A 23,646-nucleotide genomic window follows, 5' to 3' on the forward strand; every position below is an offset into this window, starting at 1 on the left:
GGGGCCGCTCAGTCGAGCGGCAGGACCCGCAGTTCCACCCGTGCCTGGGTGCTGCGTTGTCCCTGCTCAGCATACAGGGTGCCGCTGCCGCGCACGGACGCGGTGTCGTCATGCAGTGCCACCGGTATCCAGTCCCCGAGGCGGCCCTGCACCCGGGCCTCGACGTCGCTGGTCTGAAGCGAGCCATGGGCCCCCAGCGAGTCGGCGCGGGTCGCGACCTCGATGACCACCTGGTCGCCCTGGACCCGGGGTACCACATAGAAGCCGCTCTCGCTGCGCTGGTAGGTACTGCCCTCGCGGATGACGGCGCCCCCCGGTCCGGCCGCCAGCTCCCGGTAGGCCAGGGGCCGCTCCTGGCCGATAGCAATGAAGGCCGGGTGCCCGTCAAGGGCGCGTACCTCCTGGCTGAGGTCGCGGCTGGCGGACCGGTGCCTGGCACCGACTCCGATCCGGCCGGCGCCCGGCCCGGGTCGGCCGGCCCGCCCCTGGTCAGTGTCCCAGGCGTCGCCGCGCACCGCAATGCCGGCCCCGGTGGTCGCGTCGGCGCGGTCCTGGCGGACCTGGATCAGCAGGCTGCGCGCGGGCCGGTCCAGGGTGGTCAGGGCGCGCCTGATCTCGGCCAGGTGCGCGGGGGAGGCGCGCACGAAGAGTGTGTTGTTGGCGCCTACGACGCTCCCGTCCGGCCCGGCCAGGGGGGCGAGGATCGGTATCAGTTCCTCGGGAAAGCGTGCGCGCAGCTCGATCATCTCGAGCGGATAGTCCGCCGCCGCGCCGCCGCAGAGGCTGGCGAGGAGCAGACCCGGGACGCCCCACCGGCCGGCCCAGCGCCGGCTAAAGATCGATGCGGCGCAGTTCAATGTCTTCATTACTGTGCTCCCAGATCGCGTCAAAGTCGGCGCGCAGACGCCGCGCCGCGCCGGGTGCCCGCCACTCCACCAGGGCCGCGTGGCGGTCGGCGAGTCGGCGCAGACAATAGCCAGTGCCGTCACTGATGAGAAAGGCGTCCATCCGGGTGCGGAAGTCCTCGGCCACGCGCCGGATGGCGATGCGCGAAGGCAGGCGGCGGCTCAACCCGATCAGGCGGTGCCCGGCGCGCACCGGGGCCAGTGGCTCGAACACCAGCACCCGCACCGGGAACTGGGGCCGGGCCAGGGCGAGATGCCGCACCGCGTCCAAGAACGGGACTTGATCGTACAGGTCGGGGTCCAGGTCGCGGCTGAAGAGCAGCAGTTCCCGCTGTGTGTCCACGGCAAGACGCAGGCACGCCTCCCGGATCGACAGGAGGTCGGTGAGTCGCAGCGCGGTGCCGCCGTGGGGCCGCAGCGACGGCGTGGGCCAGGCCGGGGCGGGGGGCGGGGGAGGGTGTTGCACGGTCATCTCCTGTCCGGGGCAGTGGAGCCAGGGTTCGGATCATCACCAGAAAGAGCGGTCATCTGTGGATTTTATGGTTATTGCAACGGCGGCCGCCCGCAGCCAATGATCCCATAGTGCCCGTGATTGTAGAGGGTACAGAGGACCTCCAGGCAGGCGGGTTGATTCAGCCAGGGGGCCAACTGCTCCCACTCGAGGGTGTGCGACTCGCACAGCAGTTGCGCGAAACCGTGGCACGCCGACGGCAGCCGGTGGGTTTCGCCGCCGACGAACAGCAGCAGCGGCGCCTGGTCCAGGGCGCTGAACAGGACCCGCGAGGGCCCGCGCGCGAGCCCCCCACGCCGCTCGATCAGGGCGCGCAGGCCGAGCGCCGTCAGGGGAACCGCCGCCGCCGCGACCGCCAGGTGCTCCTTGGGCCTGCTCAGGTGGGCGCCGAACCAGGCGGCGAAGGCCTCGTCGTCGGCCCCGCCCAGGGCCTCCTCGATCCGGCGACGGATATGCGTCAGCACGCTCGCGGGAACCTCGCCGCGATGGTGATGCGGTTGCGGGTCGGGGTCCCGGTAGCGGGCTTGGGGCAGGCGGGTCCTGATGGCGTGGTCGCACCAGGCGCCGGCCAGTTCCTGCCAGAGCGGCGCGCGCAGGGCCACCGACCAGGTCAGGCCGGGACCCTCGGCGATCCCCCAGTGAGGCACCCCGGCGGGCAGATAGAGGCAGTCCCCGGGCGCCAGCACCCACTGGTCCTGCGCCTGGAAGTGCGCCAGGATCGGTAGATCCAGGCCGGGAACGCAGGGGGCCGCAGGGTCCGGGTGGGGATCGATACGCCAGCGGTGGCGGCCCTCGGCCTGGATCACGAAGACATCGACGGCATCGACTTGGGGCCCCACCGAACCCTGATCCGCGGCGAGGCTGAACGTGATGTCGTCCAGCCGCCACAGCGGCAGGAAATCGAAGTGATCGAGCAGCAGGGCGACCTCCGGGACCAGTTTGTCGACGTCGCGCACCTGCAGGGTCCAGTGGGACTCGGGCAGGGCGGCGAACAGGGCCTCGTCGAAGGGGCCGTGGCGCACCTCCCAGGGGCGCACACCCCGCTCGAGGACGAGGCGCGACTCCACCCGCGGTGCACCGGCCAGCCCGGCCAGATCGGCGCCGCGCAGGGGCGAGCGCAGGCCGGGCAGGGCATCGCGCATCAGCAGCGGCCGCCGTTGCCAGAACTCGCGCAGGAAGTCGGAGGCGGTCAGTCCGGGCGGAAATTCGAGTCGCTTCGGTATGGTGCTGGACATCGGGCTTACTGATCAGGGCAGACTAAGGGTTGACGGGGCCTGGCCGACCCGCGGCGGGACCGCGGAGGCTCCGGGTCACCGCCCATCGGGGGACCGCTACAATGCGGTTCTGTGTCGAGAACACAACAGTCAAACCCCTCTGGTAGGGCCGTACCTGGTCGAATAACGGGCATTTTGCCGACCCTCCTGTTGCGTCTGCAGCTCATCCGTTGCAAATATGCTGCTGCGAGGAAAAAAAGTTGCACTTTTGTCTGCGTGCTGGGCTAAAATCTCAGCGTCCGAATGTTCAGTCCGCAGACCTTGCCCAGGTCCAACCCATCGCAACTGCCGTGTCGGGAGTTCGGTGAGGTGGCAACCGAGGTAGCGCGGCGCCGACGGCCAGGTCCGGTGTGGCTTTTTCCCGGCCTGGTGTGACCGCCAAGCCGCATTCTCGACCGAACTCCCTCAACTGATCGCAACAGGAAACACAAGATGCGCAAAGACAAGAAGACCTTCCGCGTCGTCGCCCTGGCCGCCCCGCTGGTCATGGCCACCATGCTGGCAGCCCCGGTCAGCGTCAACGCCGCCGATTCGATTGGCCTTTACTGGAAGGCCGCGCCGACCAACACCGCCTGGGTCAACTCCGTCGGCGAGTGCTGGCAGGGGCAGGACGGTGAAAAGCTGCCCCCCTGCACTGACACCTTCGTGCCTCATGCCCCGCTGGTCATGCGCCTGCTGTTTGAGTTGGATCGGTACCAGCTCAACCAGATCCGCAATCCCCAGGAACTGCGCAAGCTCGACGACCTGATCAAGGAATTCCAGGCGACCCCGCGTGAGGAGCAGGTCACCATCGTCGGTCATACCGACAAGCTGGGCAGCCTGCCGCACAACCAGGTACTGAGCGAGAACCGTGCCGCCACCATCAAGCAGTACATGATCGACCGCGGTTACCCCGCCTCGGCCATCCGTGAGGTCAAGGGCGTGGCCTGGGAGGGCGGCAACGATGTCGCCGCCGACGGCGCCGTCATCGATCTGGGTCCCCTGGAAAACAATCCCCTGCGCCGCCGCGTGGTCGTGACCGAGCTCGGCCCGGAGGCGCTTCAGCAGTACTCCCAATAGTCGTCCGGTCCCGGATCGGTCCCAAGGGCGCCGCTCCGGAGCTGTCTAAGGAATCCACCGCTGCCGGGCGCCGCAAGGTGCCCGCGCCCCACTCGAACCGAAACCTGTCGCTGACCCTGTTGGTTGCGACACTGGTTCCTGCGGTTGGAAGAAAGGGATGACACCCCGCCAATAAGCCTCATCCCCCCCGACGGAGGCTTAAAGGACGACCGGCCCCCGGGTTTCCCGGGGGCCGGTTTTTTTTGCTCTTCGCGTCCACTGTGGTGCCATCTTCGTTGTCGTTGTCGTTGTCGTTGTCGTTGTCGTAATCGAGATTATCGTAGCGCCCCGGATTCGCTTGTACCCCAAAGTACATTGCTTCTCCGATTACGACAACGACAACGACAACGATTGTGTTTAGTCAGTCGGCACTCGGCAGCGCAATGGCCCGCGCCTGCTCGGCCGCGTTGCCGATATAGGTGGCGGGGGTCAGGGCCCGCAACTGCGCCTTGGCCACGGCGGGGATCTCGAGTGTGTTGATGAAGTCGGCCAGGGCCGCGGCGCCGATGCGCCGACCGCGGGTCAGTTCCTTGAGCCGCTCATAGGGCGCGGCGACGCCGTAGCGGCGCATGACGGTCTGGATGGGCTCGGCCAGCACCTCCCAGTTCGCCTCCAGGTCCGCCGCCAGGCGTTGCGGGTCCGCCTCCAGCTTGCCGATCCCCTTCAGCGCCGATTGCAGCGCGATGCTGGTGTGCGCGATGCCGACGCCTAAATTGCGCAGGACCGTGGAGTCCGTCAGATCCCGCTGCCAGCGCGAGATGGGCAGCTTGCCGGCCAGGTGTTCGAGGATAGCATTGCCTAGCCCTAAGTTACCCTCGGCATTCTCGAAATCGATGGGGTTGACCTTGTGGGGCATGGTGGACGAGCCGATCTCCCCCGCCACGGTGCGCTGCTTGAAATAACCGAGCGCGATGTAGCCCCAGAGGTCCCGACACAGGTCCAGGGCCACGTTGTTGAAGCGCACCGTCGCGTCGAACAGCTCCGCCATGTAGTCGTGGGGCTCGATCTGCGTGCTGTAGGGGTTCCAGGTCAGCCCCAGGGCCTCGACGAAGGCCCGCGCGAAGGCGGCCCAATCCAGTTCCGGGTAGGCGACCAGATGGGCGTTGTAGTTGCCGACGGCACCGTTGATCTTGCCGCGCAGAGCGACCGCCGCGACCCCATCGCGCTGGATGCGCAGGCGGTGGCAGAGGTTCGCCATCTCCTTGCCCAGGGTGGTCGGGGTGGCCGGTTGACCATGGGTGCGGGCCAGCATGGGCAGGTCCGCGTAGCGCAGCGCCAGGTCGCGCAGGGCCGCGATCAGCGCATCCATCAGCGGGAGCAGGATCTGGCCGCGGCCCTCCCGGATCATCAGGGCATGGGCCAGGTTGTTGATATCCTCCGAAGTGCAGGCGAAGTGGATGAACTCGCTGACCGCCACCAACTCGCGATTGCCTTTGATGCGCTCCTTCAGGAAATACTCCACCGCCTTGACATCATGATTGGTGGTGCGCTCGATCTCCTTGATGCGCTGCGCATCCTCCAAGCGAAGGTCCCGCGCGATGCCCTCCAGCAGGTCGAGGGCCTGGGCGGACAGTGGCGGCACCTCGGGGATCGCGGGATGCCGCGCCAGGGCCTGGAGCCAGCGCACCTCCACCAGCACGCGGTAGCGGATCAGCCCGTACTCGCTGAAGATCGGGCGCAGGTCCGCGGTCTTGGCGCCGTAGCGCCCGTCCACCGGGGACACGGCAGTCAGCGCGGATAGCTCCAGGTTCAGTGCTTGGGTCATCGATGGCTCCGGTGTCGAAAAAAGAGTTTTGTCCGCAAATGAACGCAAATGAACGCAAATAAAGAAAATTCATGTAGCTGGGCGTTGCGAAGTCGGCGCGATACTGTTCCTGATCATGGCGTCCTGTGCCATTGCCGTGGTCTGGCGCATCTTTGCGCCTGCCGGGGGCTTGCGTCAACGCGCTTCAGAGCGCCAACGCAGCGTCTTATTTGCGTTCATCTGCGTTAATTTGCGGACAATCACCCTTGGCGTCGCACCGCTTGGGCGTGCCGCAGGGGATCTGCCGCGGCCGATTCGGTTGCCGCGGCGGGTGCGGGCGCCTCGCTGACGGGCTCCAGCGCCTGATCGAAGTAGCTGTAGCCGGGACGCTCCAGGTCCTTTCTCACTTTCCGGTAAAGGCGCCAGACCCGCCAGGCATAGGCAAGCAGCCCGGTGTAGGTGCACCACATCTCCCCGACCCGTCGTGGGTAGAAAACCCAGGGGCGCTCGCGGGGCAGTCCCGGCCGGCGCTCGGTGCGGACCTTGCGCCGCAGAAACCCGCCCTGGAGCGGGTGTACGCGCTCGAACTTGAAGCAGCCGTAAAACTCGAGTGCGATCTCCATGATACGCTTGTGGTTGCGGTCGAAGGCCGCGGCACGCCGCATCAGGGTCTCCAGGTGCGCCATCGAGTAATAGCTGTCCCAGGCCGCCCGATAAACCCCCTGCCATTGCGCCTTGGTCATCCGCGGGTGGGTGGTGCAGACGTGCTCCAGGTCATAGATGTTGAGGTCCGGGTCCAGCGGCGCGCCTTGCGCGTGCAGTGCCTGGTGGTCGGCCGAGCCGGGCAGGGGGGTCAGGCAGAAAAACTCCAGGATGTCGAGCGGCAGTTCCCGTTTGATGGTCTCGATATCGGCCAGGATGCTTTGCGGCGTATCATCCGGAAAACCCAGGATGTAGCCGCAATAGGTGGTCACCCGCTGCCGCTGCCAGGCGAGCAGCATGGCGCGGTAGTTGGCGATCTTGTTCTGTTTCTTGTTGGCGGACTTGAGATTGGCCGGATTGATGTTCTCCAGCCCCAGGAAGACCCGGGAGACGCCTGCCGCCCGCGCCTTGGCGACGAAGCCCGGCAGGGTGTGACACATGGTGTCCACCTGGATCGTGAAGTTGAATTTGACCCCGAGTTCGCGCCGCACCGCGGCGATGCGATCGAAGATCGGCTCCCAGTTGCGGTTGCGGGAAAAATTATCATCGGTGATGAAATAGTGCCGGATGCCGTGGGCCAGGTTGGCACGCAGCAGGCGCTCGATGTCGTCCGGGTCGCGGAAGCGTGAGGTGCGCCCCTGGACATTGATGATGGTGCAGAAACTGCACAGGAAGGGGCAGCCGCGCCCGGCGTCGAAGGTGCCGGGCATGGGGGCATAGCGCCGCGCCACCTCCGGCGGGAGATAGGGCAGGGACTGGCCTTGCAGTTGCGGCAGTTGATCCATGAAGTTGTAGAGCGGCGCCAGGCGCCGCTCATAGGCCGCCCGCAGCAGGTCCGCGAAGTGCCCCTCCGCCTCGCCCGCGAACAGGGTGATGCCGAGCGCCATCGCCTCGCGCAGTTCCGGGGGGACCTGCGGCAGCATGGCGAGCACGCCGCTGACATGAAAGCCCCCGAGCGCGACCTGGACCCCCGCGGCGCGAAAGCGGCGCGCCAGGTCCATGGCACGGGGGAACTGGTTGGACTGCACCCCCACCAGACACACCAGGCCCCCGCCGGGGTTACGCTGGAGGCGGCGGACGATCTGCGCCACCGGCACCACCGTGTTGGTCTCGTCGTAGGCGTTGATGAGGATTTCCACGCCCGCGCCCAGGGCCGCCGCCTGGTTGGCATTGCGCGCGAGACCGTAGAGGCTCGCCAGCGAGTTGGATGGAATCCACGCCTTGACCCACTGAATCACATAGCCGTCATCGTCGTAGTGGGATGGCTTGATGAGCTCGACCTGAAAGCGCGTGGTCGGCCTGGTGCTGTGCATGAGAGACCCCTGTCGCTGCGGCGGCATCGTGGCCGCTGTGCCGCCAGCCAAACGCGCATCATAGGCCCGCCGCCCTGCCAGAGAAACCCCGTCCCTGTCTGCGCCGGCGACGCGTAAGAGAAGACGCCGACTCGCCACTGGGAGTTGGCGAATCAGCGTCTTCTCGGTCCTGCGTCTGCGGCGACCCGGTGCGTCCCTCGGCGGTCCTCTGCGTCCCTCGGCGGTCCTGGAGTTTTTTCGGTTTGGTGCTGACTGTGGCCTTCGGCGCCTGCTGGGGGTTAGTGCTGCCTGTCTGTGCGTTCTTCGGCATTGCCTCTTTTCCGTCACCATAGTCGAAGCACTCGTCGTGCCAGATACTCAGGCCAGCAAAACCATAGGGTTGCACCCTGTCTAAGCACAAGGTGACGAAGCGCGCGGTCAACAGGTGACGCGTTTGGTTAGGCGCCGGCGAGGGTCGCCGCACGCGCCGCGGCCGGCCACCGCAGAAATTGCCGCAAAGACCGAGAACATTGCCGCAATGCCCTGGTGAGACGCGCCGCCCTCGCTTAGCCTGGTGCCAGGCCGACGGACGCCCTCGGGTGCCGGTCCGTCATCACGCGGCACGGCGGTGCCGGAGTCCCCGCCCGCGGTCCTCGGGCCTCCCGACACCAGGTAACCCATGACGCCAAAGCCCCGTTCAGTGACCGCCATGCTGGTCGCCGCCTTGCTCCGGCCCGCCCAGGCGGTGGACCTGTTGCCGACGGGCGTGATCGCACCCCCGCCCGGTATCACCATGGTCCAGTTGTCCTATCTGTCGAGCCGCCGCGGCGATCTGTACCGGGACGGGGTACGCCAACCCCTCGACACCAGGCTGACGCTCGATCAACTGCAACTGCGCGTGGGGCGGGCCTTCGCCTGGCGCGCCCACCCCTCCTATGCCTATGCGTAACTGGCCGAGCGGCGCCTGGAGCCCGGCGGCACCCTGTCGTCTCTGGAGCGCGGCTCCGGTCTCGGCGATCTGACCTTGGTCCTGGCCACCACTGCACCGCCTCGCTGGGCGTTACCCTGTTCAATGGCAAGGACGGCACCGCCGAGGACATCTTCAGACAGGCCGATCTGGCGATGTATCAGGGCAAGGCGAATGGTCGCGACCAGGCCCGGGTCTATGCCGCCGCCGGTGCCGAAGTGGCATAGTCGGTTCCTCACCGATAGTCCCTGGCACGGGATTGCGGATTGCGGCCGCCTGCCGAGGCATTGGTAACGAATCGAGAACAAGTTAAACACATGCATCGGCCGACGCGCCGTATCGCGCACCCCAAGGCCGGGATCAGGCGACCTTCGACAGTGCGCCCGGGCCGACACCGAAACGCTGCTTGAAGGCCCGGGCGAGGTCCCGCCCGTCGTAGCAGTCGACCGCCGCCGCGGCGGTTTCGACGCTATGGTGGCCCTGCTCCAACAGGCCGCGCGCCCGTTGCAGGCGTTGCTCGCGCAGGTAGCCGAAGACGGTCATCCCCAGGTGTTCCCGTCGAGCCCGGGCATCCCGATATCGAGCAGGATCAGGTCCGGTCGCAAGCGTCCGGCGATGTGCAGCCCGGTCGCACCGTCGCGCGCACTCAAGACCCCCAGACCGTGCTCGCGCAGGATCTCCAGCGCGAGGCGCAGGTTATCCGGCTCGTCGTCGATGACCAACAGGGTCCCATCGTCGGTGGCGGGGATCATCTCAGCGTCCTGGGCGTCGTTGTCGTTGTCGTTGTCGTATTCGCTTTCCCGCCGGGTCATTGGCCTGGCTCCTGCCCGGTGCCCCCGGCCTGGGCCTCGATCAGCGCGATGATACGCGCGTGCTCGAAGGTGTGGGCGAGCGTCAGGACCTGCGCCGCGAAGGCGGGCCTGTCCCCGGGGCCGGACCAGTGTCGGCACCAGGCCTCGATGCGGGTGGTGCGGCCCAGTTCGGCCAGGGCGCGGAACTCCGCCAGGGCCTCCGGCGGGGGCGGGGCCGCCGGCGGCGCAGGGGCGGGGGTCGCGGTCTCCTCGCACTCTGGGTCGGCCATGGCAGCCCCGGCGCAGTCGGCAGCGCGCGCAATCAAGACCGCGGGCAGTGGGCCCAAGTCGCCGACGCAGTCGCGGAGCAGGGCGGGCAGGGCCGTGGGGTGCGACCTGAGCGCCAGACGACCGCGCTCCAGGCGGCTGAAAAGGCCAGCGCGAGCTCGATGCGCTTGCGCTGGTCGATGTCCACCAGCACCAGGACCGCACCCGCCCCCGGTGCCGCGGGGTCGAGTGGGCTCAAACTGGCGTGGGTCCACAGCAAGGTCCCGTCGCGACGGCGCAACTGGATGTCCTCGCTGTAGGCACCCGCGGGTCCGGGTGGTGCGTAGCAGCGGGCGGCGACCGCCGCGAAGACCAGCCCGCGCGGGGGCTCAGGAACAGCACGCTGAGCAGCACGTTGAGGATGATCACCGCCTTGGCGTTGGCCACCGGGCCGACCATGGTCAGGGCGTTGATCGCCAGGCCCCACAGACACAGGATGAAGAGGACCGCCTTGCACCGGTAGGAGAGCCGCCGGCGCGCCAGGACCAGTGACCACAGGAGCGCCGGCGCGATCAGTAGATTGACCAATACCAGCGGATTCCAGTCGATGACCAGGTTGCGGTAGAAACCACGGATGCCACCGGGCTCTTCCTCGACTTCAGGCCCGCCGCTGCCCCCGCGCCCGCCCCGCTGGCCCTGCTCGCCCTGGGGGCCGGTCTCCTGGCGGCGCGTCGCCGCCGTGTCGGTGCGCTATCGGAGACGGTGATACCGGCGACAAGGTAGCCGTCAGCCCGCGGCGCCGGGGTCGATGCCGAGTGCGCGCAGGCGCTCGGCAAGCTGCTCGGCGCGAGCGTCGGCCTGCTCGGCACGGGCGCGCTCCTGCGCGGCGCGAGCGTCCGCCTGCTCGGCACGGGTGCGCTCCTGCGCGGCGCGAGCGTCCGCTTGCTCGGCACGGGCGCGTTCCTGCTCGGCGCGTACATTTTCCTGCTCGGCACGGGCGTGTTCCTGCGCGGCGCGCGCAGCGGCCTCCCGCGCCTGCTCTTCGGCCTCTCGCGCCTGCTTCTCGGCCTGCCGGGCGCGGCGGGCCAGTTCGACCGGGCTCAGGAAGGGCCGGCCGGCGGGGTCGAAGATCTCCAGGGTCTCGGCGCGCAGGGCAAAGCGGATGCCGAGCCGGGGGCTGGTCCAGCCGTTGACGTAGGCCACGGGGGCGAGCCGCCCGTCCTGGCGCAGCCAGACCTCCAGACGGTTTCGCTCGGGGTCGTAGAGGTAATACTCGGCGGCGCCGTGGGTGTCGTAGAACTCCAGCTTGTCCCTGAGTTCCTTGGGCCCGTTCGACGGCGACTGGACCTCGAAGACCACTTGGGGGGCGATGCCGTCCTCCTCCCACTGTTTGTAGGACCCGCGCGGTCCCTTGGGTCGGCCGAAGACTACCATGGCGTCCGGGGCCATGGGGTTGGCGAGGCGCCGGTCCTGGACCGGATACCAGAAGAGGTCACCGGCGACGAAGACATCCGGCCGGTCGGCGAAGAGGATCTCCAGGTTCTCCTTGATCTTGACGATCCAGTCGAATTGCAGCGTATTCTCCGCCATCGGGGCTCCGTCGCTGTCGGGATAGGGGTCGGCGGGGTCGAAACGGGGCACTGGATTCATGGTGCTGGCTCCGGGCCGGGGGCCCTGTGTCGGTCTGAACTCGCTCTCCAGCATAGCAGCGGCAAGGGGAGAACGACACGGCGTTCGCGGTGTGACCCGTAGGGCGGAACGCGCAGCGGTTCCGCCATCGCCATCATGGGCGCCGCGGCGGATCCCCCCGCGGGCCTGCGCTCCCCGCTCCCCACTCACAGCACCCGCCACACCAGCCGTTCCACCCCCAGTGCGACCACGGCGAGTGCGCGCAGATCCGTGAGACCATGCCGTTCGCGCAGGGTCGCACCATAGACCCGCGCCTGCGCCGCCGCCTCATCCAGCCGGGCCGCGACCACGGGCAGGGCCGCCAGGGTCTCGCGCGACTGCGCCCGCACCTGCTCGCCGGTGAGACCCAGGTCCTTGAGCCCCAGATATTTGAACTCCAGCAACAGGTCCAACGCCTGAAAACGGCGCATGTCCGGGCGCACGATCAGGGCGAGATCCGCATAGCCCCGGTCGGTTTCCAATTCCGAAACCGCCATATAGAGCCGGTCGTCGAACAGCAGGGTGAGGAAGGCGAACTTGACCAGGAGTTCATTGGTCCAGCGGTAGTCGCGGTTGGACAGCACCCGGAAATAGCGTGACTCGATGAAGTCGCACAGGGGGGCCGGGTCGCCGCGCACGTAGAGGGTCTTGGCTGCAGCCTGCGCCGTTTCGCGCTCCTCGTAGCCGGGGAGCCAGAGGTCCCGTAACCGCTCCACATAGAGTGCCCGGGCGACCAGATTGGGGATCTTCAGCGCCAGTTCCCCGAGCAGGCCCCGGTCGGCCAGGGTCAGGACCCCGAAGTAATAGAGCAGCGAGGCCATGAAGGGCTGGTCCTTGACCGCGCGCAGCATGTCCTCCACCCCGAAGCGTCGGGCCAATTGCGGAATAACAACCTGATCGTCACCGCTCAAGGCCGCCACCAGCAGGTCCTCGCCGTGGGGTAGGCGGGCGATATAGGCGAGTTTGTTGCGGTCCATCGCCAGGTTTTCGTCGAGGAGTTGTCGCGGAGGCTGCCCCCGAAGGCTCAGCGCCTTCAGGAAATAGAGGCTCAAGGTCGGATTATAGACGCTCTCGGTGCCGTCCTCGCTGAAGCGATAGCCGTTATAGAAGGTGCGCATGGTCGCCAGCGCCGCGGCGGGCGACCAGGACGCGCCGTCGGCGGCCAGTCGTTCCAGCACCGTGGCGATCTCGGGCTCGGAGAAACCGCACAGGTCGTTGAAGTCCGGCGCCAGATAGATGTTCTCCCCGACGTTATAGCCGCTGGTCATATCGCTCAGGACCACCGGCGAGACCCCGGTGATGAAGACCCGGTCCAACCCCATACCGCCCGCCGCCGCCTTCACCATCTTGAAGACGGTCTTCAGCAACCCCTCGCCATACAGCAGCGATTCATAGTGCCCCTGGCCCCCGCTCTGACCAGGCCCGGCCATCAGCGCCTCATTGGCGAAGTTGTCGTATTCGTCGATGAGCAGATAGAGCTTGTGGGGCGTCTGGGAGACCGCCATCAGGGCCGAGCGCAGCGACGAGAGGGCGTTGTCGGCCTGGATCGTGATGACCGGGGGCATCCGCGCCTGATAGCGCAGGGCAAACTCTGCGATACAATCATTGAGATGCCGATGCAGCGCCGCCTCGATCGCCGTCACCTCACCCTGCGCCTTGACCAGCGAGAAGTCCCACTTCATCACGTAGAACTGGTTGTGCAGCGGCGTCGGGTCCCGCCCGATGGCGAGCCCCCCAAACAGGGCGGCAAACTGGTCCGCCCGATTCAGGTCGTAATAATGCTCCAGCATCGACAGCAGCAGGCTCTTGCCGAAGCGCCGCGGGCGGATGAAGATCAATTGCCGTCCGGCGTCCTCCAATTGGGGAATCCGGTCGGTGCGGTCCTGATACCAGTAACCCTCCTGGATCAGGGTGCCGAAATCGCTCAGACCATAGGGAAATTTCATGATGCCGATGCTCGCGTGCTGGATCAGGGTTCGCCGGTCTTGATCATCACTGCGGCCGGGCTGGGGCGGCCGCGTCGTCAGGCCATTGCCGCCTCACTGCATCAGGGCTGGAAGCCCTGATGACGCGGGCACCGCGATGGACTGGCCGCAGCGCTGATCGCGGGCGGGCCCGCCCCGGTGCGCGCCCGCGCCGGGCAGGGTGCGCGGGCGAGTGCGGCCTTAAGACGCCGACTCAGCATAGCACCCCGGCCGGACCGGCCGGCCCCCCGGGCGGTTGCGGCAGCGCCAGGATTCGACCTCCCGGGGCCGGGCCGGCTCTGGGACGGCCGACTTCAGTCGGCGAAAAGCCGGGTCGGTGTCAGCTTTTTTTACAGCATGGATTTCGCGGTTGCGTCGGCTGGCGCTTCAGGACACTTTCCGTTTTCCTTATGCGTCTCGTAAAAAATTGTTTTGGTTTGTTATTCTTGATGGCAGGGCAGGGCAGGGCAGGGCAGGATGTGGCGCGGATATTGCTTACTTTAAGTAGGGATCGCTCTCACCCCCGCGGACGTCACCAAGGGCCTGGGACCGGCCTGATCCAAGAACGACAAATCCTTAACCCACGCTCACGCGGGAGCCCCCATGTCCAACCTGAACCCCACCCACCCTTACCCGGCTGGCCGATCCGCGGTCGCCGCCCCACTGCTGGCCTCGGTCTTGACCCTGGCCGCCTGGATGCCGGCCGGCCCGGCCGCCGCCGCCATCGTCAACTACAGCATCGCCAATCCGGCCGCCGACGGCTGGACGGGCGGCGCCCTCACGATCGGCAGTCTGAGCGATTCGATCAGCATCCTGCCGAGCCTGATCACCGGGACGGTCAATGGTGTGACCTCGAGCTTCGTTCCGAACCGTGTCGGAAATGGCGAAAGCGAGCTTTGGTATTACAACAACGTCTCGGGAAACCATCTGGATCTGTACAGCACGGATTTTGGTTCCCTGACGGAGACCGCCGCGACTACCTGGCAGAATATCATCACCACCCGTGGCGGCACCTATGCGAATAACTATTTGTATTTTGCCTTCTCTGGGGCCTCGCCCTCGGTAGGCTCGGTCTATTCCTACGATAGCGGCAAAGGCACCTCCGTCACCTTCTCCGTCGAAGTCCCGGTTCCCGCCCCGCTCGCGCTGCTGCTCGCCGCGGTGCCCGCGGTGTGGCTCACGCGTCGCCGCCAGCGCAGTGTTCGGGCGGGGTGAGGGGTGACGCCGCCGTGCGTTGGCCGCGTCGGATCGTGAACTGACCGTCCCCTTAGCCCTCTCTCGTTCCCACGCGGAAGCAGGGGAATGCCGTGCGGGCGCTCCGCGTCCGGTCTTGGCGCTGGACGCGGAGCGCCCGCGCTTGCTCCCGTGCAGGAGCGTGGGAGCCAGAAGGCGTTTCGGGACGGGGCCCATGTCCTGTCCCGCCCTTAAGTTCACAGCACCCGCCACACCAGCCGCTCGACCCCCAATGCCACCACCGCGAGGGCGCGCAGGTCCGTGAGCCCATGGCGCCCGCGCAGCGTGGCGCCGTAGCCCCGCGCCTGCGCCGCCGCCTCATCGAGTCGGGCCGTCACCGCCGGCAGGGCGGCCAGGGCCTCGCGCGGCTGCGCCCGCACCTGCTCGCCGGTGAGTCCCAGGTCCTTGAGCCCCAGATATTTGAATTCCAGCAGCAGGTCGAGCGCCTGAAACCGGCGCATGTCCGGGCGCACGATCAGCGCCAGGTCCGCATAGCCCCGATCGGTCTCCAGTTCCGAGACGGCCATATAGAGCCGGTCGTCGAACAGTAGGGTAAGGAAGGCGAACTTGACCAGCAACTCATTGGTCCAGCGGTAATCCCGGTTCGACAGCACCCGGAACAAGCGTGACTCGATGAAGTCGCATAGGGGGGGCGGGGTCGCCGGTCTGGCAGAGGTGACGCGCCACCGCGACCATGCGGCTGCGATCCTCGTACTCCGGCAGCCAGGTATCGCGCAGCCGTTCCACATAGAGCGCGCGGGCCACGAGGTTCGGGACCTTGAGTATGGTCTCATTGTAGGGCGTCAGCCCCGCCAGGGTCAGGACCCCGAAGTAATAGAGCAGCGAGGCCATGAAGGGCTGGTCCTTGACCGCGCGCAGCATGTCCTCCACCCCGAAGCGCCGAGCCAGTTGCGGAATGACGACCTGGTCGTCGCCGCTCAAGGCCGCGACCAGCAGGTCCTCGCCATGGGGCAGGCGGGCGATATAGGCGAGTTTGTTGCGGTCCATCGCCAGGTTTTCGTCCAGCAGCTGGGCCGGCGGCTGCCCTTGGCGCCGCAGGGCATCGAGGAAATAAAGGCTCAGGGTGGGGTTGTAGAGGCTCGCGGTCGCCTCCGCGCTGAAGCGATAGCCGTTGTAGAAGGTCCGCATGGTGTCCAAGGCCGCGGCGGGGGACCATTCGCCGCCGTCCGCCGCCAGTCGCTCCAGTACCCGGGCGATCTCGGGTTCCGTGAACCCGCACAGGTCGTTGAAGGCGGCCTCCAGGTAGATGTTCGTACCGACGTTATAGCCGCTGGTCATATCGCTCAAGACCACCGGTGAGACCCCGGTGATGAACACCCGGTCCAACCCCATGCCGCCCGCTGCTGCCTTTACCATTTTGAAGACGGTCTTCAGCAACCCCTCGCCGTAGAGCAGCGACTCATAGTGGCCCTGGCCCCCGCTCTGACCAGGCCCGGCCATCAGCACCTCATTGGCGAAGTTGTCGTATTCGTCGATGAGCAGATAGAGCTTGTGGGGCGTAGCGCGCACCGCGCCCAGCAGCGACTCCAGCGAGGAGACGGCATTGTCCGGGCAGAGGGTAATCGCCCGGGTCCACCAGGGCGCATAATCGGCCACGCATTGCGTCACCCGGTCGTTGAAATGCCGATGCAACGCCGCCTCGATCGCCCCGACCTCCCCCTGCGCCTTGACCAGTGAGAAGTCCCATTTCATCACGAAGAACTGGTTGTGCAGGGCCGTCGGTTCGCGCCCGATGGCCAGCCCCCCGAACAGGGCGTCGAACTGGTCCGCCCGGTTCAGGTCGTAATAGTGCTCCAGCATCGACAGGAGCAGGCTCTTACCGAAGCGCCGCGGGCGGATGAAGATCAATTGCCGCCCGGCGTCCTCCAATTGGGGAATCCGGTCGGTGCGGTCCTGATACCAGTAGCCGTCCTGGATCAGGGTGCCGAAGTCGCTCAAACCATAGGGAAATTTCACGGCGGACGTCTCCCGCGTGCCGAACCAGCGGTGCAGCATAGCACCGTCGTTGCGGTACTCGGCCGCCGTGGTGGGCGGGCTGGCCGGTCGCGGTGCCGTCCCCGCGGGACCCGGGTCGGGGCGCGGTGCGTCTGGACCAGGCGCCCGCCTTCCGTTACCCTCAGCGCCATGTCCCGCAAGCTCTACATCCAAACCCACGGCTGCCAGATGAACGAGTACGACTCCGCGCGCCTGGCGGACCTGCTGCGTGAGTCCCAAGGCCTGGTGCTGACCGAGCGGGCGGAGGACGCGGACGTGCTGCTGCTCATCACCTGCTCGATCCGCGAGAAGGCGCAGGAAAAGGTCTTCTCCCAGCTTGGGCGCTGGCGGCCCTGGAAGCTGGCGCGGCCGGACCTGGTGATCGGCGTCGGTGGGTGCGTGGCGAGCCAGGAGGGGGAGGCCATCCGCACCCGCGCCCCCTATGTGGACCTGGTGTTCGGCCCCCAGACCCTGCACCGCCTGCCGCAGATGCTCGATGAGCTGGCGGCGGGCCGGCAGCCCCAGGTCGATGTCTCCTTCCCGGTAGACGAGAAGTTCGACTGCCTGCCCGCGCCCCGGGCGGAGGGGCCGACGGCCTTTGTCTCGGTGATGGAGGGGTGCTCGCGGTACTGCACCTATTGCGTCGTGCCCTACACCAGGGGCGAGGAGGTCAGCCGGCCCTGTGACGAGGTGCTCGCCGAGGTTGCCGCCCTGGCCGGGCAGGGGGTGCGGGAGGTCAACCTGCTGGGCCAGAATGTCAATGCCTACCGCGGGCGGCGCGGTGACGGGGGCGTTGCGAATCTGGCGTACCTGATCCGCCAGGTGGCGGCGATCGAGGGCATCGGGCGCATCCGCTTTACCACCAGCCACCCGCTGGCCTTCTCCAAGTCGCTGATCGATGCCTACCGCGAGGTGCCGGAGCTGGCGAGCTTCCTGCATCTGCCGGTGCAGTCGGGCTCCGACCGTATCCTGGCGGCCATGCAGCGGGGCTACACGGCCCTGGAGTTTCGCTCGCGGATCAGGGCCGTCAAGGAGGCGCGGCCGGACATTCTGATCTCCACGGACTTCATCGTCGGCTTCCCCGGGGAGACCGAGGCCGACTTTGCGGCGACCCTGGCCCTGGTGGACGACTGCGCCTTCGACCTGAGCTACAGCTTCATCTACAGCCGCCGCCCCGGCACCCCGGCGGCGGACTATCCGGACGACTGCCCGCCCGCGGTCAAGAAGGAGCGACTGGCCCGCCTGCAACAGCGCATCGAGTCCAATGCCCGGGGCTACAGCGCCGCCATGGTGGGCACGGTGCAGCGCGTCCTGGTAGAGGGCCCGTCGCGCAAGGACCAGGCCCAACTCTGCGGGCGGACCGACAACAACCGGGTGGTCAATTTCAACGGCACCCCGGCCTTGATCGGCCGCTTCGTCGACCTGACAATCACCGAGGCGCTGCCCAACTCGTTGCGGGGGGTGCTGGCCCAGAGCGCGGCCGACCCTGATCCGTGACACCGGTGCCAAGCTCGGGCGGCCCCGACAGGCCTCGCCGCGCAACGGCGCCCCCACGGGAGCGAGACGGATAATTCACCCTTCACCCTTCACCCTTCACCCTTCATTCTTACATCCTGAAACTCTTGTCTGCCCAACCCCAATCACTCGACCTCGAACTGGCCCCCGCGGACAACCCGCGGCTCGCCAACCTCTGCGGACCCTTCGAGCAACACCTGCGGCTGATCGAGCGCCGGCTCGGGATCGAGATCAGCAACCGCGGCATGTCCTTTCGGCTCATCGGCGAGGGGGCGGCGGTGCACCTGGGGGACCGGCTCCTGCGCGACCTGTATGCCGACACCCTGGCGGAGGTCTTGAGTCCGGAGGCGATCCACCTGTCGCTGCGCGCGCTCGGCGCGGACGAATTGGCGCTGCCCGCGGACAGCCGACTGCCGGAACTGGTCATCAAGACCAAACGGGGGCTGGTGCGGGCGCGGGGGCCCAATCAGCAGGAATACCTGCATGCCATCGCCCACCACGATATCGCCTTCGGCGTGGGGCCGGCGGGGACCGGCAAGACCTATCTGGCCGTGGCCAGCGCGGTCGAGGCCCTGGAGTCGGACCGGGTGCGGCGCCTGCTCCTGGTGCGTCCGGCGGTGGAGGCGGGGGAGCGGCTCGGCTTCCTGCCCGGGGACCTGGCCCAGAAGATCGACCCTTATCTGCGCCCGCTCTATGACGCCCTGTTCGAGATGCTCGGCTTCGAGAAGGTGAACAAGCTCTTGGAGCGCAACGTGATCGAGGTGGCGCCGCTCGCTTACATGCGCGGGCGCACCCTGAACGATGCCTTCATCATCCTGGACGAGGCCCAGAACACCACGCCCGAGCAGATGAAGATGTTCCTGACCCGCATCGGCTTCGGCTCCACCGCCGTCATCACCGGTGACGTGACCCAGGTGGACCTGCCCCGCGGCCAGCCGTCCGGCCTGCGCCAGGCGGTGGAGGTCTTGAAAGACGTGGACGGCATCAGCTTCACCTTCTTCAATGCCCGGGACGTGGTACGCCATGCCTTGGTGCAGCGCATCGTCCACGCCTACGAGGCCTTCGACCGCCCGGAACCGCTGGGGCGGCCCCAAGCTCACGGGGCGCGGCGGACCAGCGAAGCCGAGAAAGAGGATTTGTCCGCAAATGAACGCAAATAAGAGAAAACTGATGCCGGTCTGCAATGGTTGCCCTGAGGGTAAGTGCTCAAACGGGTCTGTCCGTCGGCCAGCTCCGGTCTGGTCGGATGACTCCCCGGACGGCGATTGCCAATCACCCAATAGGTTTTCTTATTTGCGTTCATTTGCGTTCATTTGCGGACAATAATTCTTCTGCGGATCAACACTATGGAGCTCGATCTTGATCTTCAGGTCGCCACCGAGGCGCCCGATCTCCCCGCCGCGGCGGACTTCGCCAGTTGGGCCGCCGCCGCCCTGGAAGGCCGCCGGGAGCGGGCGGCGCTGACGATCCGCATCGTAGACCCGCCCGAGGGCCAGGCGCTCAACCTGCGCTTTCGGGGGCAGGACCGGCCGACCAATGTCCTCTCCTTCCCCTTCGAGGCGCCGCCGGGTCTGCCCGCGGGGGCCGGGCTCGACGCCTTGCTCGGGGACCTGGTGATCTGCGCCGCCTTGGTGAGCACCGAGGCCCTGGAGCAGGGCAAGGCGGCCCCCGCCCACTGGGCGCACCTGGTGGTCCACGGCGTGCTGCACCTGCTCGATTACGATCACCTGACCGACACCGACGCGCAACTCATGGAAGGGCTGGAAACGGCCATCCTGGTCGGGTTAGGATTTCCGCCCCCCTACCTGGAGACCGCAGCCAACCCATGACGAGCGATCGATCGTCCGACGACTCACGACCGCGTAACTGGTTCGATCGACTGACCAAGTTGTTCGGCAGCGAACCACAGAACCGGGAACAGCTCATCCACCTGCTCCAGGAAGCCAAGAGCCGTGCCCTGCTGGATACGGACGCGCTCAGCATGATCGAGGGCGTTCTTCAGGTCTCCGAGTTGCGGGTGCGCGACATCATGGTCCCGCGGGCGGAGATGGTATACGTTCGGCGCGAGGACAGCCTGGAGCGGGTGTTGGAGATCGCGGTCAAGTCCGCCCACTCGCGCTTCCCGGTCATCGGTGACGACAAGGGCGAGGTCGTGGGCGTCATGCTCGCCAAGGATCTGCTGACCTTCTGCGTGGAGAGCGGCCGGCGCCCCTTCAACATCCGCGATCTGCTGCGTCCCACCGTCTTCGTCCCGGAGAGCAAGCGGCTCAATGTCCTGCTCAAGGAATTCCGTGCCAGCCGCAACCACATGGCGGTGGTGGTCGACGAGTACGGCAGCGCGGCCGGCCTGGTCACCATCGAGGACGTGCTGGAGCAGATCGTCGGCGAGATCGAGGACGAACATGACTACGACGAGGGCGCCGAGATCTTCCGCCGCGGCAAGAACGAGTATAGCGCCAAGGCCCGCACCCCCATCGAGGACTTCAACGCCTATTTCGACACCGACCTCTCCCACGCGGAGTTCGACACCATCGGCGGCCTGGTCGTCAATGCCTTGGGGCACCTGCCCAAGCGCGGCGAAGCGGTCGAGATCGCCCCCTTCCGCTTCACCGTGATGCGGGCGGACAGTCGGCGGGTGTACCTGCTGAGTATCGAGCGGCTCGACGTGGTGCCTGATGAAGGCGAGGGCAAGCGCCCCAGTTCTAACGAGACTTCGCCTTAGACCGACGAATCAGCGGCCACAAAGTCAGCATCAAGGACCGTGCCGGCTCGTTAAAAATGGACAGGATTAACAGGATTTCGCAGGATTGACAGGATTTCCGGACGTGCCGATGACGGCAATCGCAACGTTCTTATCCTGTTAATCCTGAAAAATCCTGTTAATCCTGTCTAATTTCCAACCGGCCACTTGGACCTTCAAGTGTAACCGGGCCGTCAGGGGCATCCTAACTCGCGGACCCGGCTTACCCCGCGCCGACCAGCCCGATCCAGCGCAGCAGCGGCGGCAGCAGCAGCGCCGTGGCAAAGGCCGACAGGGCCATGGCGAGGCCGGAAAAGGCACCCATCACCGGGCTCACCTGAAAGGCCCGGGCAGTCCCGATCCCGTGTGCGCTCAGGCCCATGGCAAAGCCCTTCACCGCGTCGTCGCGGCACCCCAGGAGCCGCAACAGCCCGGGGCCGAGCACGGCCCCGACGATCCCGGTGCTGACCACCAGCACGGCGGTCAGGGACGGCAGCCCCCCGAGCTTTTCGCTGATGCCCATGGCGACCGGCGCGGTCGCCGACTTGGGGGCGAGCGAGATCAGGGTCACCGGGTCCGCCCCGCACAGGACCCCCAGCCCGACGGCGGAGAGCGCGGCCGTTACCACCCCGACCAGCAGGGCGACCAGGATCGGCAGGGCCAGGGCCCGCAGCCGCTCGCGCTGCCGGTAGAGCGGGATGGCGAGTGCGACGGTGGCCGGGCCGAGCAGGAAGTGGACGAACTGAGCGCCGTCGAAATAGGTCTGGTAGCGGGTCCCCGTGAGTTGAAGCAGCCCGATCAGCAGGGCCACGGTGATCGCCACCGGGTTCAACAGCGGGCTCTCCCCGCCCAGGCGATAGACCTTGAGCGCCGCCAGATAGCAGACCAGGGTCGCGGTCAGCCACAGCAGCGGCGAGGCCGACAGATAGACCCAAATCTCGGTCAGCGGCCGGTCATTCATCGCCGCCCTCCCGGCGCCGGGCCAGCAGGCGCTGCATCCCCGCCATGGTCAGGGCCGTGACCGCCAGCGTGATCAGGGTGCCCAGGATGAGGGCCGTGGTGATCGCCGCCCACTGATCGCGGACCCGCTCCCAATGGATCATGACCCCCACCCCGGCCGGGACGAACAACAGCGACAGATTCGCCAGCAGCGTATCCGCCGTCCGCCCGACCCGCTCGGAGACCCCGCCGCTGCACCACAGCCAGGCGAGCAGCAACAGCATCCCCAGCACCGGGCCGGGCACCGGCAGGCCGGTGACCAGCACCGCCACCTCCCCGGCAAATTGACAGATCAGGATCAGGGTCAAGGCCTCGACCAACGCACACCCCCGCGGGGTCTGGCCCCGGTCGCATCGAACATCAGACCCGTCATTGGAACCGCAAAGGCGTACTCAATGCAAAGACCGCGCGCGCTTCCCGCTGCGGCGGTCTATCCTTGGCGACGAACCCTTGGCAGGAGCAGCCCATGCGATTTTTCAACATCAACGTCGAGATGGCCCAGAGTGCCCGGGAAGATGTCGGCCGGGCGATACGTGCCATCCTGGGCGAGGTCGCCTCGCGGGCCAGGACCCACCTGCACGACGACTGGCTGGACCGGCACTGGGTCGAGATCCTTGAGCAAAGCGGCGCTGAGCGGGCCTTCACCGAGATCCTCACCCGCTGGGCCGCGCACAGTGACCGGCCGCTCGTGCTCCTGATCGACGAGATCGACGCACTGATCGGCGACAGCCTGGTGGCCGTGCTGCGCCAACTGCGTGCCGGCTACGACAAGCGCCCCGGTGCCTTCCCCCAGACTGTGGTTCTGTGCGGCGTGCGCGACGTGCGTGACTACCGCATCCACTCTGCGCGCTCCCAGGAGATCATCACCGGCGGCAGTGCCTTCAACATCAAGGCCGAGTCGATCCGACTGGGCAACTTCACGGCCGCCGATGTGGCCACCCTCTACCGCCAGCATACCGAGGAGACCGGTCAGGCCTTCACGGCCGAGGCCCTCGCCCTGATCTGGGACCTGACGCGCGGTCAGCCCTGGCTGGTGAATGCGCTGGGCTACCAGCTCTGTTTCCGTAATCCGATCACCCGCGAGCGTTCCGTCACCATCACCGTCGAATTGGTGGAGCAGGCCAAGGAGGTCCTGATCGCACGCCGCGACACGCACCTCGACCAACTCGCCGATAAGCTCCGCGAGCCGCGGGTGAGACGGATCGTCGAGCCGATGCTCACCGGGGGCGAGGTCCAGCAGTCGGCCCATGAGGACGATGTGCAATACGTCACCGATCTGGGCCTGGTCGGCCGCGCGTCCGGGGTGCTTGCGATTGCCAATCCCATCTATCGTGAGATCATTCCTCGGCAACTGACCGCGGTGCAACAGATCGATTTCGAGGCGCAGTACCAAAGCGCCTGGTTCATCGGCCCCGACGGGCGCCTCAATCTGCCCAAACTGCTGGCCGCCTTCCAGGTCTTCTTCCGCGAGCACTCCGAGCACTGGATCGAGCGCTTCGACTACAAGGAGGCCGGCCCCCAATTACTGCTCCAGGCCTTTCTGCAGCGTATCGTCAATGGCGGCGGGCCTATCGAGCGCGAATACGGGCTGGGGCGGATGCGGACCGATCTCTTGATCCTGTGGCCCTATGGCGTCGGTCAGGTGCAGAAGGCGGTGATGGAACTGAAGATACTGCACAAGGGGCTTGCCCGGACGATCGCCGCGGGGTTGGCGCAGACCTATGAATATCGGGACCGCTGTGCCGCCGATGAGGCCCATCTGCTGATCTTCGACCGCAGCGAGCGGGCCTGGAGCGAGAAGGTCTTTCGGCGTAGCGAGCAATTCCAGGGGGTTGCGATCGAGGTCTGGGGGATGTAGGGCGTCATTCGATTCCCTTCCCAGACCTTTCTTGCGTTACTCTATCAGTTAGACAGACGGGCTCGTGCAAGCCACCCAGAGGGGCCCTTCGCCAGGACACACAGCAATGAACCAAACCCTGCC

23 protein-coding genes and 1 pseudogene are annotated in these 23,646 nt (G+C 67.0%); 9 read left to right on the forward strand and 15 right to left on the reverse strand.

Annotated elements, in window-relative coordinates; genetic code table 11:
* Window positions 1–8: 8 nt before the first annotated feature.
* The 3 genes from THSYN_RS10515 to THSYN_RS10525 all read right to left on the reverse strand — a co-directional run bounded on the left by THSYN_RS10515 (window position 9) and on the right by THSYN_RS10525 (window position 2,651).
* Window positions 9–866 carry a secretin N-terminal domain-containing protein gene (locus THSYN_RS10515; RefSeq protein ID WP_157817588.1) on the reverse strand — a complete coding sequence of 286 codons (858 nt, stop codon included), beginning with the start codon at window positions 864–866 and terminating at the stop codon, window positions 9–11.
* On the reverse strand, window positions 832–1,371 hold the full coding sequence (locus tag THSYN_RS10520; protein WP_236848857.1) for a DUF7931 domain-containing protein: 540 nt from the start codon (window positions 1,369–1,371) through the stop codon (window positions 832–834). The genes THSYN_RS10515 and THSYN_RS10520 overlap by 35 nt, the downstream gene beginning before the upstream one ends.
* A gap of 77 nt (window positions 1,372–1,448) precedes the next feature.
* Window positions 1,449–2,651: a JmjC domain-containing protein gene (locus THSYN_RS10525; RefSeq protein ID WP_100919099.1), complete on the reverse strand. Its 1,203-nt coding sequence runs from the start codon at window positions 2,649–2,651 to the stop codon at window positions 1,449–1,451.
* Between the two features lie 471 nt (window positions 2,652–3,122).
* Here THSYN_RS10525 and THSYN_RS10530 point away from each other — a divergent pair, with 471 nt between their 5' ends.
* Window positions 3,123–3,749, forward strand: a complete 627-nt coding sequence (locus THSYN_RS10530) for an OmpA family protein (RefSeq protein ID WP_216644724.1) — start codon at window positions 3,123–3,125, stop codon at window positions 3,747–3,749.
* A 400-nt stretch (window positions 3,750–4,149) separates the two neighbouring features.
* Here the strand turns inward: THSYN_RS10530 and purB are convergent, their stop codons facing one another.
* Together purB and THSYN_RS10540 are read right to left on the reverse strand one after the other, a co-directional pair.
* Window positions 4,150–5,553, reverse strand: a complete 1,404-nt coding sequence (gene purB / locus THSYN_RS10535) for an adenylosuccinate lyase (RefSeq protein WP_100919100.1) — start codon at window positions 5,551–5,553, stop codon at window positions 4,150–4,152.
* Between the two features lie 239 nt (window positions 5,554–5,792).
* Window positions 5,793–7,547, reverse strand: a complete 1,755-nt coding sequence (locus THSYN_RS10540; protein ID WP_236848858.1) for a B12-binding domain-containing radical SAM protein — start codon at window positions 7,545–7,547, stop codon at window positions 5,793–5,795.
* Window positions 7,548–8,205: 658 nt separating this feature from the next.
* Between THSYN_RS10540 and THSYN_RS34840 the strand changes: the two genes are divergently transcribed.
* Complete coding sequence (locus tag THSYN_RS34840) at window positions 8,206–8,475, forward strand: hypothetical protein (RefSeq protein WP_172965259.1); 270 nt, start codon at window positions 8,206–8,208, stop codon at window positions 8,473–8,475.
* A 378-nt stretch (window positions 8,476–8,853) separates the two neighbouring features.
* On the opposite strand, the gene THSYN_RS10550 is transcribed toward THSYN_RS34840, so the two are convergent.
* Genes THSYN_RS10550 through THSYN_RS10565 form a run of 5 tightly spaced genes read right to left on the reverse strand, consistent with a single transcriptional unit; the run spans window position 8,854 to window position 10,139 of the window.
* Window positions 8,854–9,036 (reverse strand): helix-turn-helix domain-containing protein, encoded by a 183-nt coding sequence (locus THSYN_RS10550; RefSeq protein ID WP_100919103.1) that lies wholly within the window; start codon window positions 9,034–9,036, stop codon window positions 8,854–8,856.
* The gene (locus THSYN_RS10555; RefSeq protein ID WP_100919104.1) at window positions 9,033–9,305 is read right to left on the reverse strand and encodes a response regulator; all 273 of its coding nucleotides are present in this window, start codon (window positions 9,303–9,305) and stop codon (window positions 9,033–9,035) included. The genes THSYN_RS10550 and THSYN_RS10555 overlap by 4 nt, the downstream gene beginning before the upstream one ends.
* On the reverse strand, window positions 9,302–9,574 hold the full coding sequence (locus tag THSYN_RS10560) for a hypothetical protein (RefSeq protein ID WP_157817589.1): 273 nt from the start codon (window positions 9,572–9,574) through the stop codon (window positions 9,302–9,304). Before THSYN_RS10560 ends, THSYN_RS10555 begins: the two co-directional genes overlap by 4 nt.
* A gap of 32 nt (window positions 9,575–9,606) precedes the next feature.
* Window positions 9,607–9,810: a hypothetical protein gene (locus THSYN_RS33695; protein WP_157817590.1), complete on the reverse strand. Its 204-nt coding sequence runs from the start codon at window positions 9,808–9,810 to the stop codon at window positions 9,607–9,609.
* Window positions 9,807–10,139: a hypothetical protein gene (locus THSYN_RS10565; protein WP_100919106.1), complete on the reverse strand. Its 333-nt coding sequence runs from the start codon at window positions 10,137–10,139 to the stop codon at window positions 9,807–9,809. Before THSYN_RS10565 ends, THSYN_RS33695 begins: the two co-directional genes overlap by 4 nt.
* Window positions 10,140–10,247: 108 nt before the next feature.
* On the opposite strand from THSYN_RS10565, the gene THSYN_RS37245 reads away from it, so the two are divergent.
* Entirely contained in the window at window positions 10,248–10,334 is an 87-nt protein-coding gene (locus tag THSYN_RS37245) for a hypothetical protein (RefSeq protein WP_418219936.1), read from the forward strand.
* 3 nt (window positions 10,335–10,337) lie between these two features.
* Here THSYN_RS37245 and THSYN_RS10575 read toward each other — a convergent pair whose 3' ends face one another.
* Entirely contained in the window at window positions 10,338–11,201 is an 864-nt protein-coding gene (locus THSYN_RS10575) for a Uma2 family endonuclease (RefSeq protein WP_100919107.1), read from the reverse strand.
* Between the two features lie 185 nt (window positions 11,202–11,386).
* Window positions 11,387–13,165 carry an AAA family ATPase gene (locus THSYN_RS10580; protein WP_100919108.1) on the reverse strand — a complete coding sequence of 593 codons (1,779 nt, stop codon included), beginning with the start codon at window positions 13,163–13,165 and terminating at the stop codon, window positions 11,387–11,389.
* Between the two features lie 696 nt (window positions 13,166–13,861).
* Between THSYN_RS10580 and THSYN_RS10585 the strand changes: the two genes are divergently transcribed.
* Complete coding sequence (locus THSYN_RS10585; RefSeq protein ID WP_157817591.1) at window positions 13,862–14,398, forward strand: PEP-CTERM sorting domain-containing protein; 537 nt, start codon at window positions 13,862–13,864, stop codon at window positions 14,396–14,398.
* Window positions 14,399–14,613: 215 nt separating this feature from the next.
* On the opposite strand, the pseudogene THSYN_RS10590 reads toward THSYN_RS10585, so the two are convergent.
* Window positions 14,614–16,393 (reverse strand): annotated as a pseudogene (locus THSYN_RS10590) (AAA family ATPase).
* A gap of 168 nt (window positions 16,394–16,561) precedes the next feature.
* On the opposite strand from THSYN_RS10590, the gene miaB reads away from it, so the two are divergent.
* From miaB to THSYN_RS10610, 4 genes are all read left to right on the forward strand, one after another.
* Window positions 16,562–17,908, forward strand: coding sequence for a tRNA (N6-isopentenyl adenosine(37)-C2)-methylthiotransferase MiaB (gene miaB / locus THSYN_RS10595; protein ID WP_100919110.1), 1,347 nt, complete (start codon window positions 16,562–16,564; stop codon window positions 17,906–17,908).
* A gap of 125 nt (window positions 17,909–18,033) precedes the next feature.
* Window positions 18,034–19,086, forward strand: a complete 1,053-nt coding sequence (locus THSYN_RS10600) for a PhoH family protein (RefSeq protein ID WP_100919111.1) — start codon at window positions 18,034–18,036, stop codon at window positions 19,084–19,086.
* 186 nt (window positions 19,087–19,272) lie between these two features.
* Window positions 19,273–19,755: an rRNA maturation RNase YbeY gene (gene ybeY / locus THSYN_RS10605; protein WP_100919112.1), complete on the forward strand. Its 483-nt coding sequence runs from the start codon at window positions 19,273–19,275 to the stop codon at window positions 19,753–19,755.
* Window positions 19,752–20,648 carry an HlyC/CorC family transporter gene (locus THSYN_RS10610; RefSeq protein ID WP_100919113.1) on the forward strand — a complete coding sequence of 299 codons (897 nt, stop codon included), beginning with the start codon at window positions 19,752–19,754 and terminating at the stop codon, window positions 20,646–20,648. The genes ybeY and THSYN_RS10610 overlap by 4 nt, the downstream gene beginning before the upstream one ends.
* Window positions 20,649–20,889: 241 nt before the next feature.
* Here THSYN_RS10610 and THSYN_RS10615 read toward each other — a convergent pair whose 3' ends face one another.
* Together THSYN_RS10615 and THSYN_RS10620 are read right to left on the reverse strand one after the other, a co-directional pair.
* The gene (locus tag THSYN_RS10615) at window positions 20,890–21,627 is read right to left on the reverse strand and encodes an LrgB family protein (protein WP_100919114.1); all 738 of its coding nucleotides are present in this window, start codon (window positions 21,625–21,627) and stop codon (window positions 20,890–20,892) included.
* The gene (locus tag THSYN_RS10620) at window positions 21,620–21,985 is read right to left on the reverse strand and encodes a CidA/LrgA family protein (RefSeq protein ID WP_100919115.1); all 366 of its coding nucleotides are present in this window, start codon (window positions 21,983–21,985) and stop codon (window positions 21,620–21,622) included. Before THSYN_RS10620 ends, THSYN_RS10615 begins: the two co-directional genes overlap by 8 nt.
* A 146-nt stretch (window positions 21,986–22,131) precedes the next feature.
* On the opposite strand from THSYN_RS10620, the gene THSYN_RS10625 reads away from it, so the two are divergent.
* The gene (locus THSYN_RS10625; protein ID WP_100919116.1) at window positions 22,132–23,523 is read left to right on the forward strand and encodes a hypothetical protein; all 1,392 of its coding nucleotides are present in this window, start codon (window positions 22,132–22,134) and stop codon (window positions 23,521–23,523) included.
* Window positions 23,524–23,646 lie beyond the last annotated feature (123 nt).

It is taken from the genome of Candidatus Thiodictyon syntrophicum, assembly GCF_002813775.1.
GTDB lineage: Bacteria > Pseudomonadota > Gammaproteobacteria > Chromatiales > Chromatiaceae > Thiodictyon > Thiodictyon syntrophicum.

Bases quoted from the DNA above. Each gene is read 5' to 3' on its own strand.
- THSYN_RS10525 (WP_100919099.1), bottom strand. From the start codon at position 2,651: ATGTCCAGCACCATACCGAAGCGACTCGAATTTCCGCCCGGACTGACC.
- THSYN_RS10580 (WP_100919108.1), bottom strand. From the start codon at position 13,165: ATGAAATTTCCCTATGGTCTGAGCGATTTCGGCACCCTGATCCAGGAG.
- THSYN_RS10610 (WP_100919113.1), top strand. From the start codon at position 19,752: ATGACGAGCGATCGATCGTCCGACGACTCACGACCGCGTAACTGGTTC.
- THSYN_RS34840 (WP_172965259.1), top strand. From the start codon at position 8,206: ATGACGCCAAAGCCCCGTTCAGTGACCGCCATGCTGGTCGCCGCCTTG.
- THSYN_RS10625 (WP_100919116.1), top strand. From the start codon at position 22,132: ATGCGATTTTTCAACATCAACGTCGAGATGGCCCAGAGTGCCCGGGAA.
- THSYN_RS10550 (WP_100919103.1), bottom strand. From the start codon at position 9,036: ATGACCGTCTTCGGCTACCTGCGCGAGCAACGCCTGCAACGGGCGCGC.
- THSYN_RS10540 (WP_236848858.1), bottom strand. From the start codon at position 7,547: ATGCACAGCACCAGGCCGACCACGCGCTTTCAGGTCGAGCTCATCAAG.
- miaB (WP_100919110.1), top strand. From the start codon at position 16,562: ATGTCCCGCAAGCTCTACATCCAAACCCACGGCTGCCAGATGAACGAG.
- THSYN_RS10575 (WP_100919107.1), bottom strand. From the start codon at position 11,201: ATGAATCCAGTGCCCCGTTTCGACCCCGCCGACCCCTATCCCGACAGC.
- THSYN_RS10530 (WP_216644724.1), top strand. From the start codon at position 3,123: ATGCGCAAAGACAAGAAGACCTTCCGCGTCGTCGCCCTGGCCGCCCCG.
- THSYN_RS10615 (WP_100919114.1), bottom strand. From the start codon at position 21,627: ATGAATGACCGGCCGCTGACCGAGATTTGGGTCTATCTGTCGGCCTCG.
- ybeY (WP_100919112.1), top strand. From the start codon at position 19,273: ATGGAGCTCGATCTTGATCTTCAGGTCGCCACCGAGGCGCCCGATCTC.
- THSYN_RS10515 (WP_157817588.1), bottom strand. From the start codon at position 866: ATGAAGACATTGAACTGCGCCGCATCGATCTTTAGCCGGCGCTGGGCC.
- THSYN_RS10560 (WP_157817589.1), bottom strand. From the start codon at position 9,574: ATGGCCGACCCAGAGTGCGAGGAGACCGCGACCCCCGCCCCTGCGCCG.
- THSYN_RS10555 (WP_100919104.1), bottom strand. From the start codon at position 9,305: ATGACCCGGCGGGAAAGCGAATACGACAACGACAACGACAACGACGCC.
- purB (WP_100919100.1), bottom strand. From the start codon at position 5,553: ATGACCCAAGCACTGAACCTGGAGCTATCCGCGCTGACTGCCGTGTCC.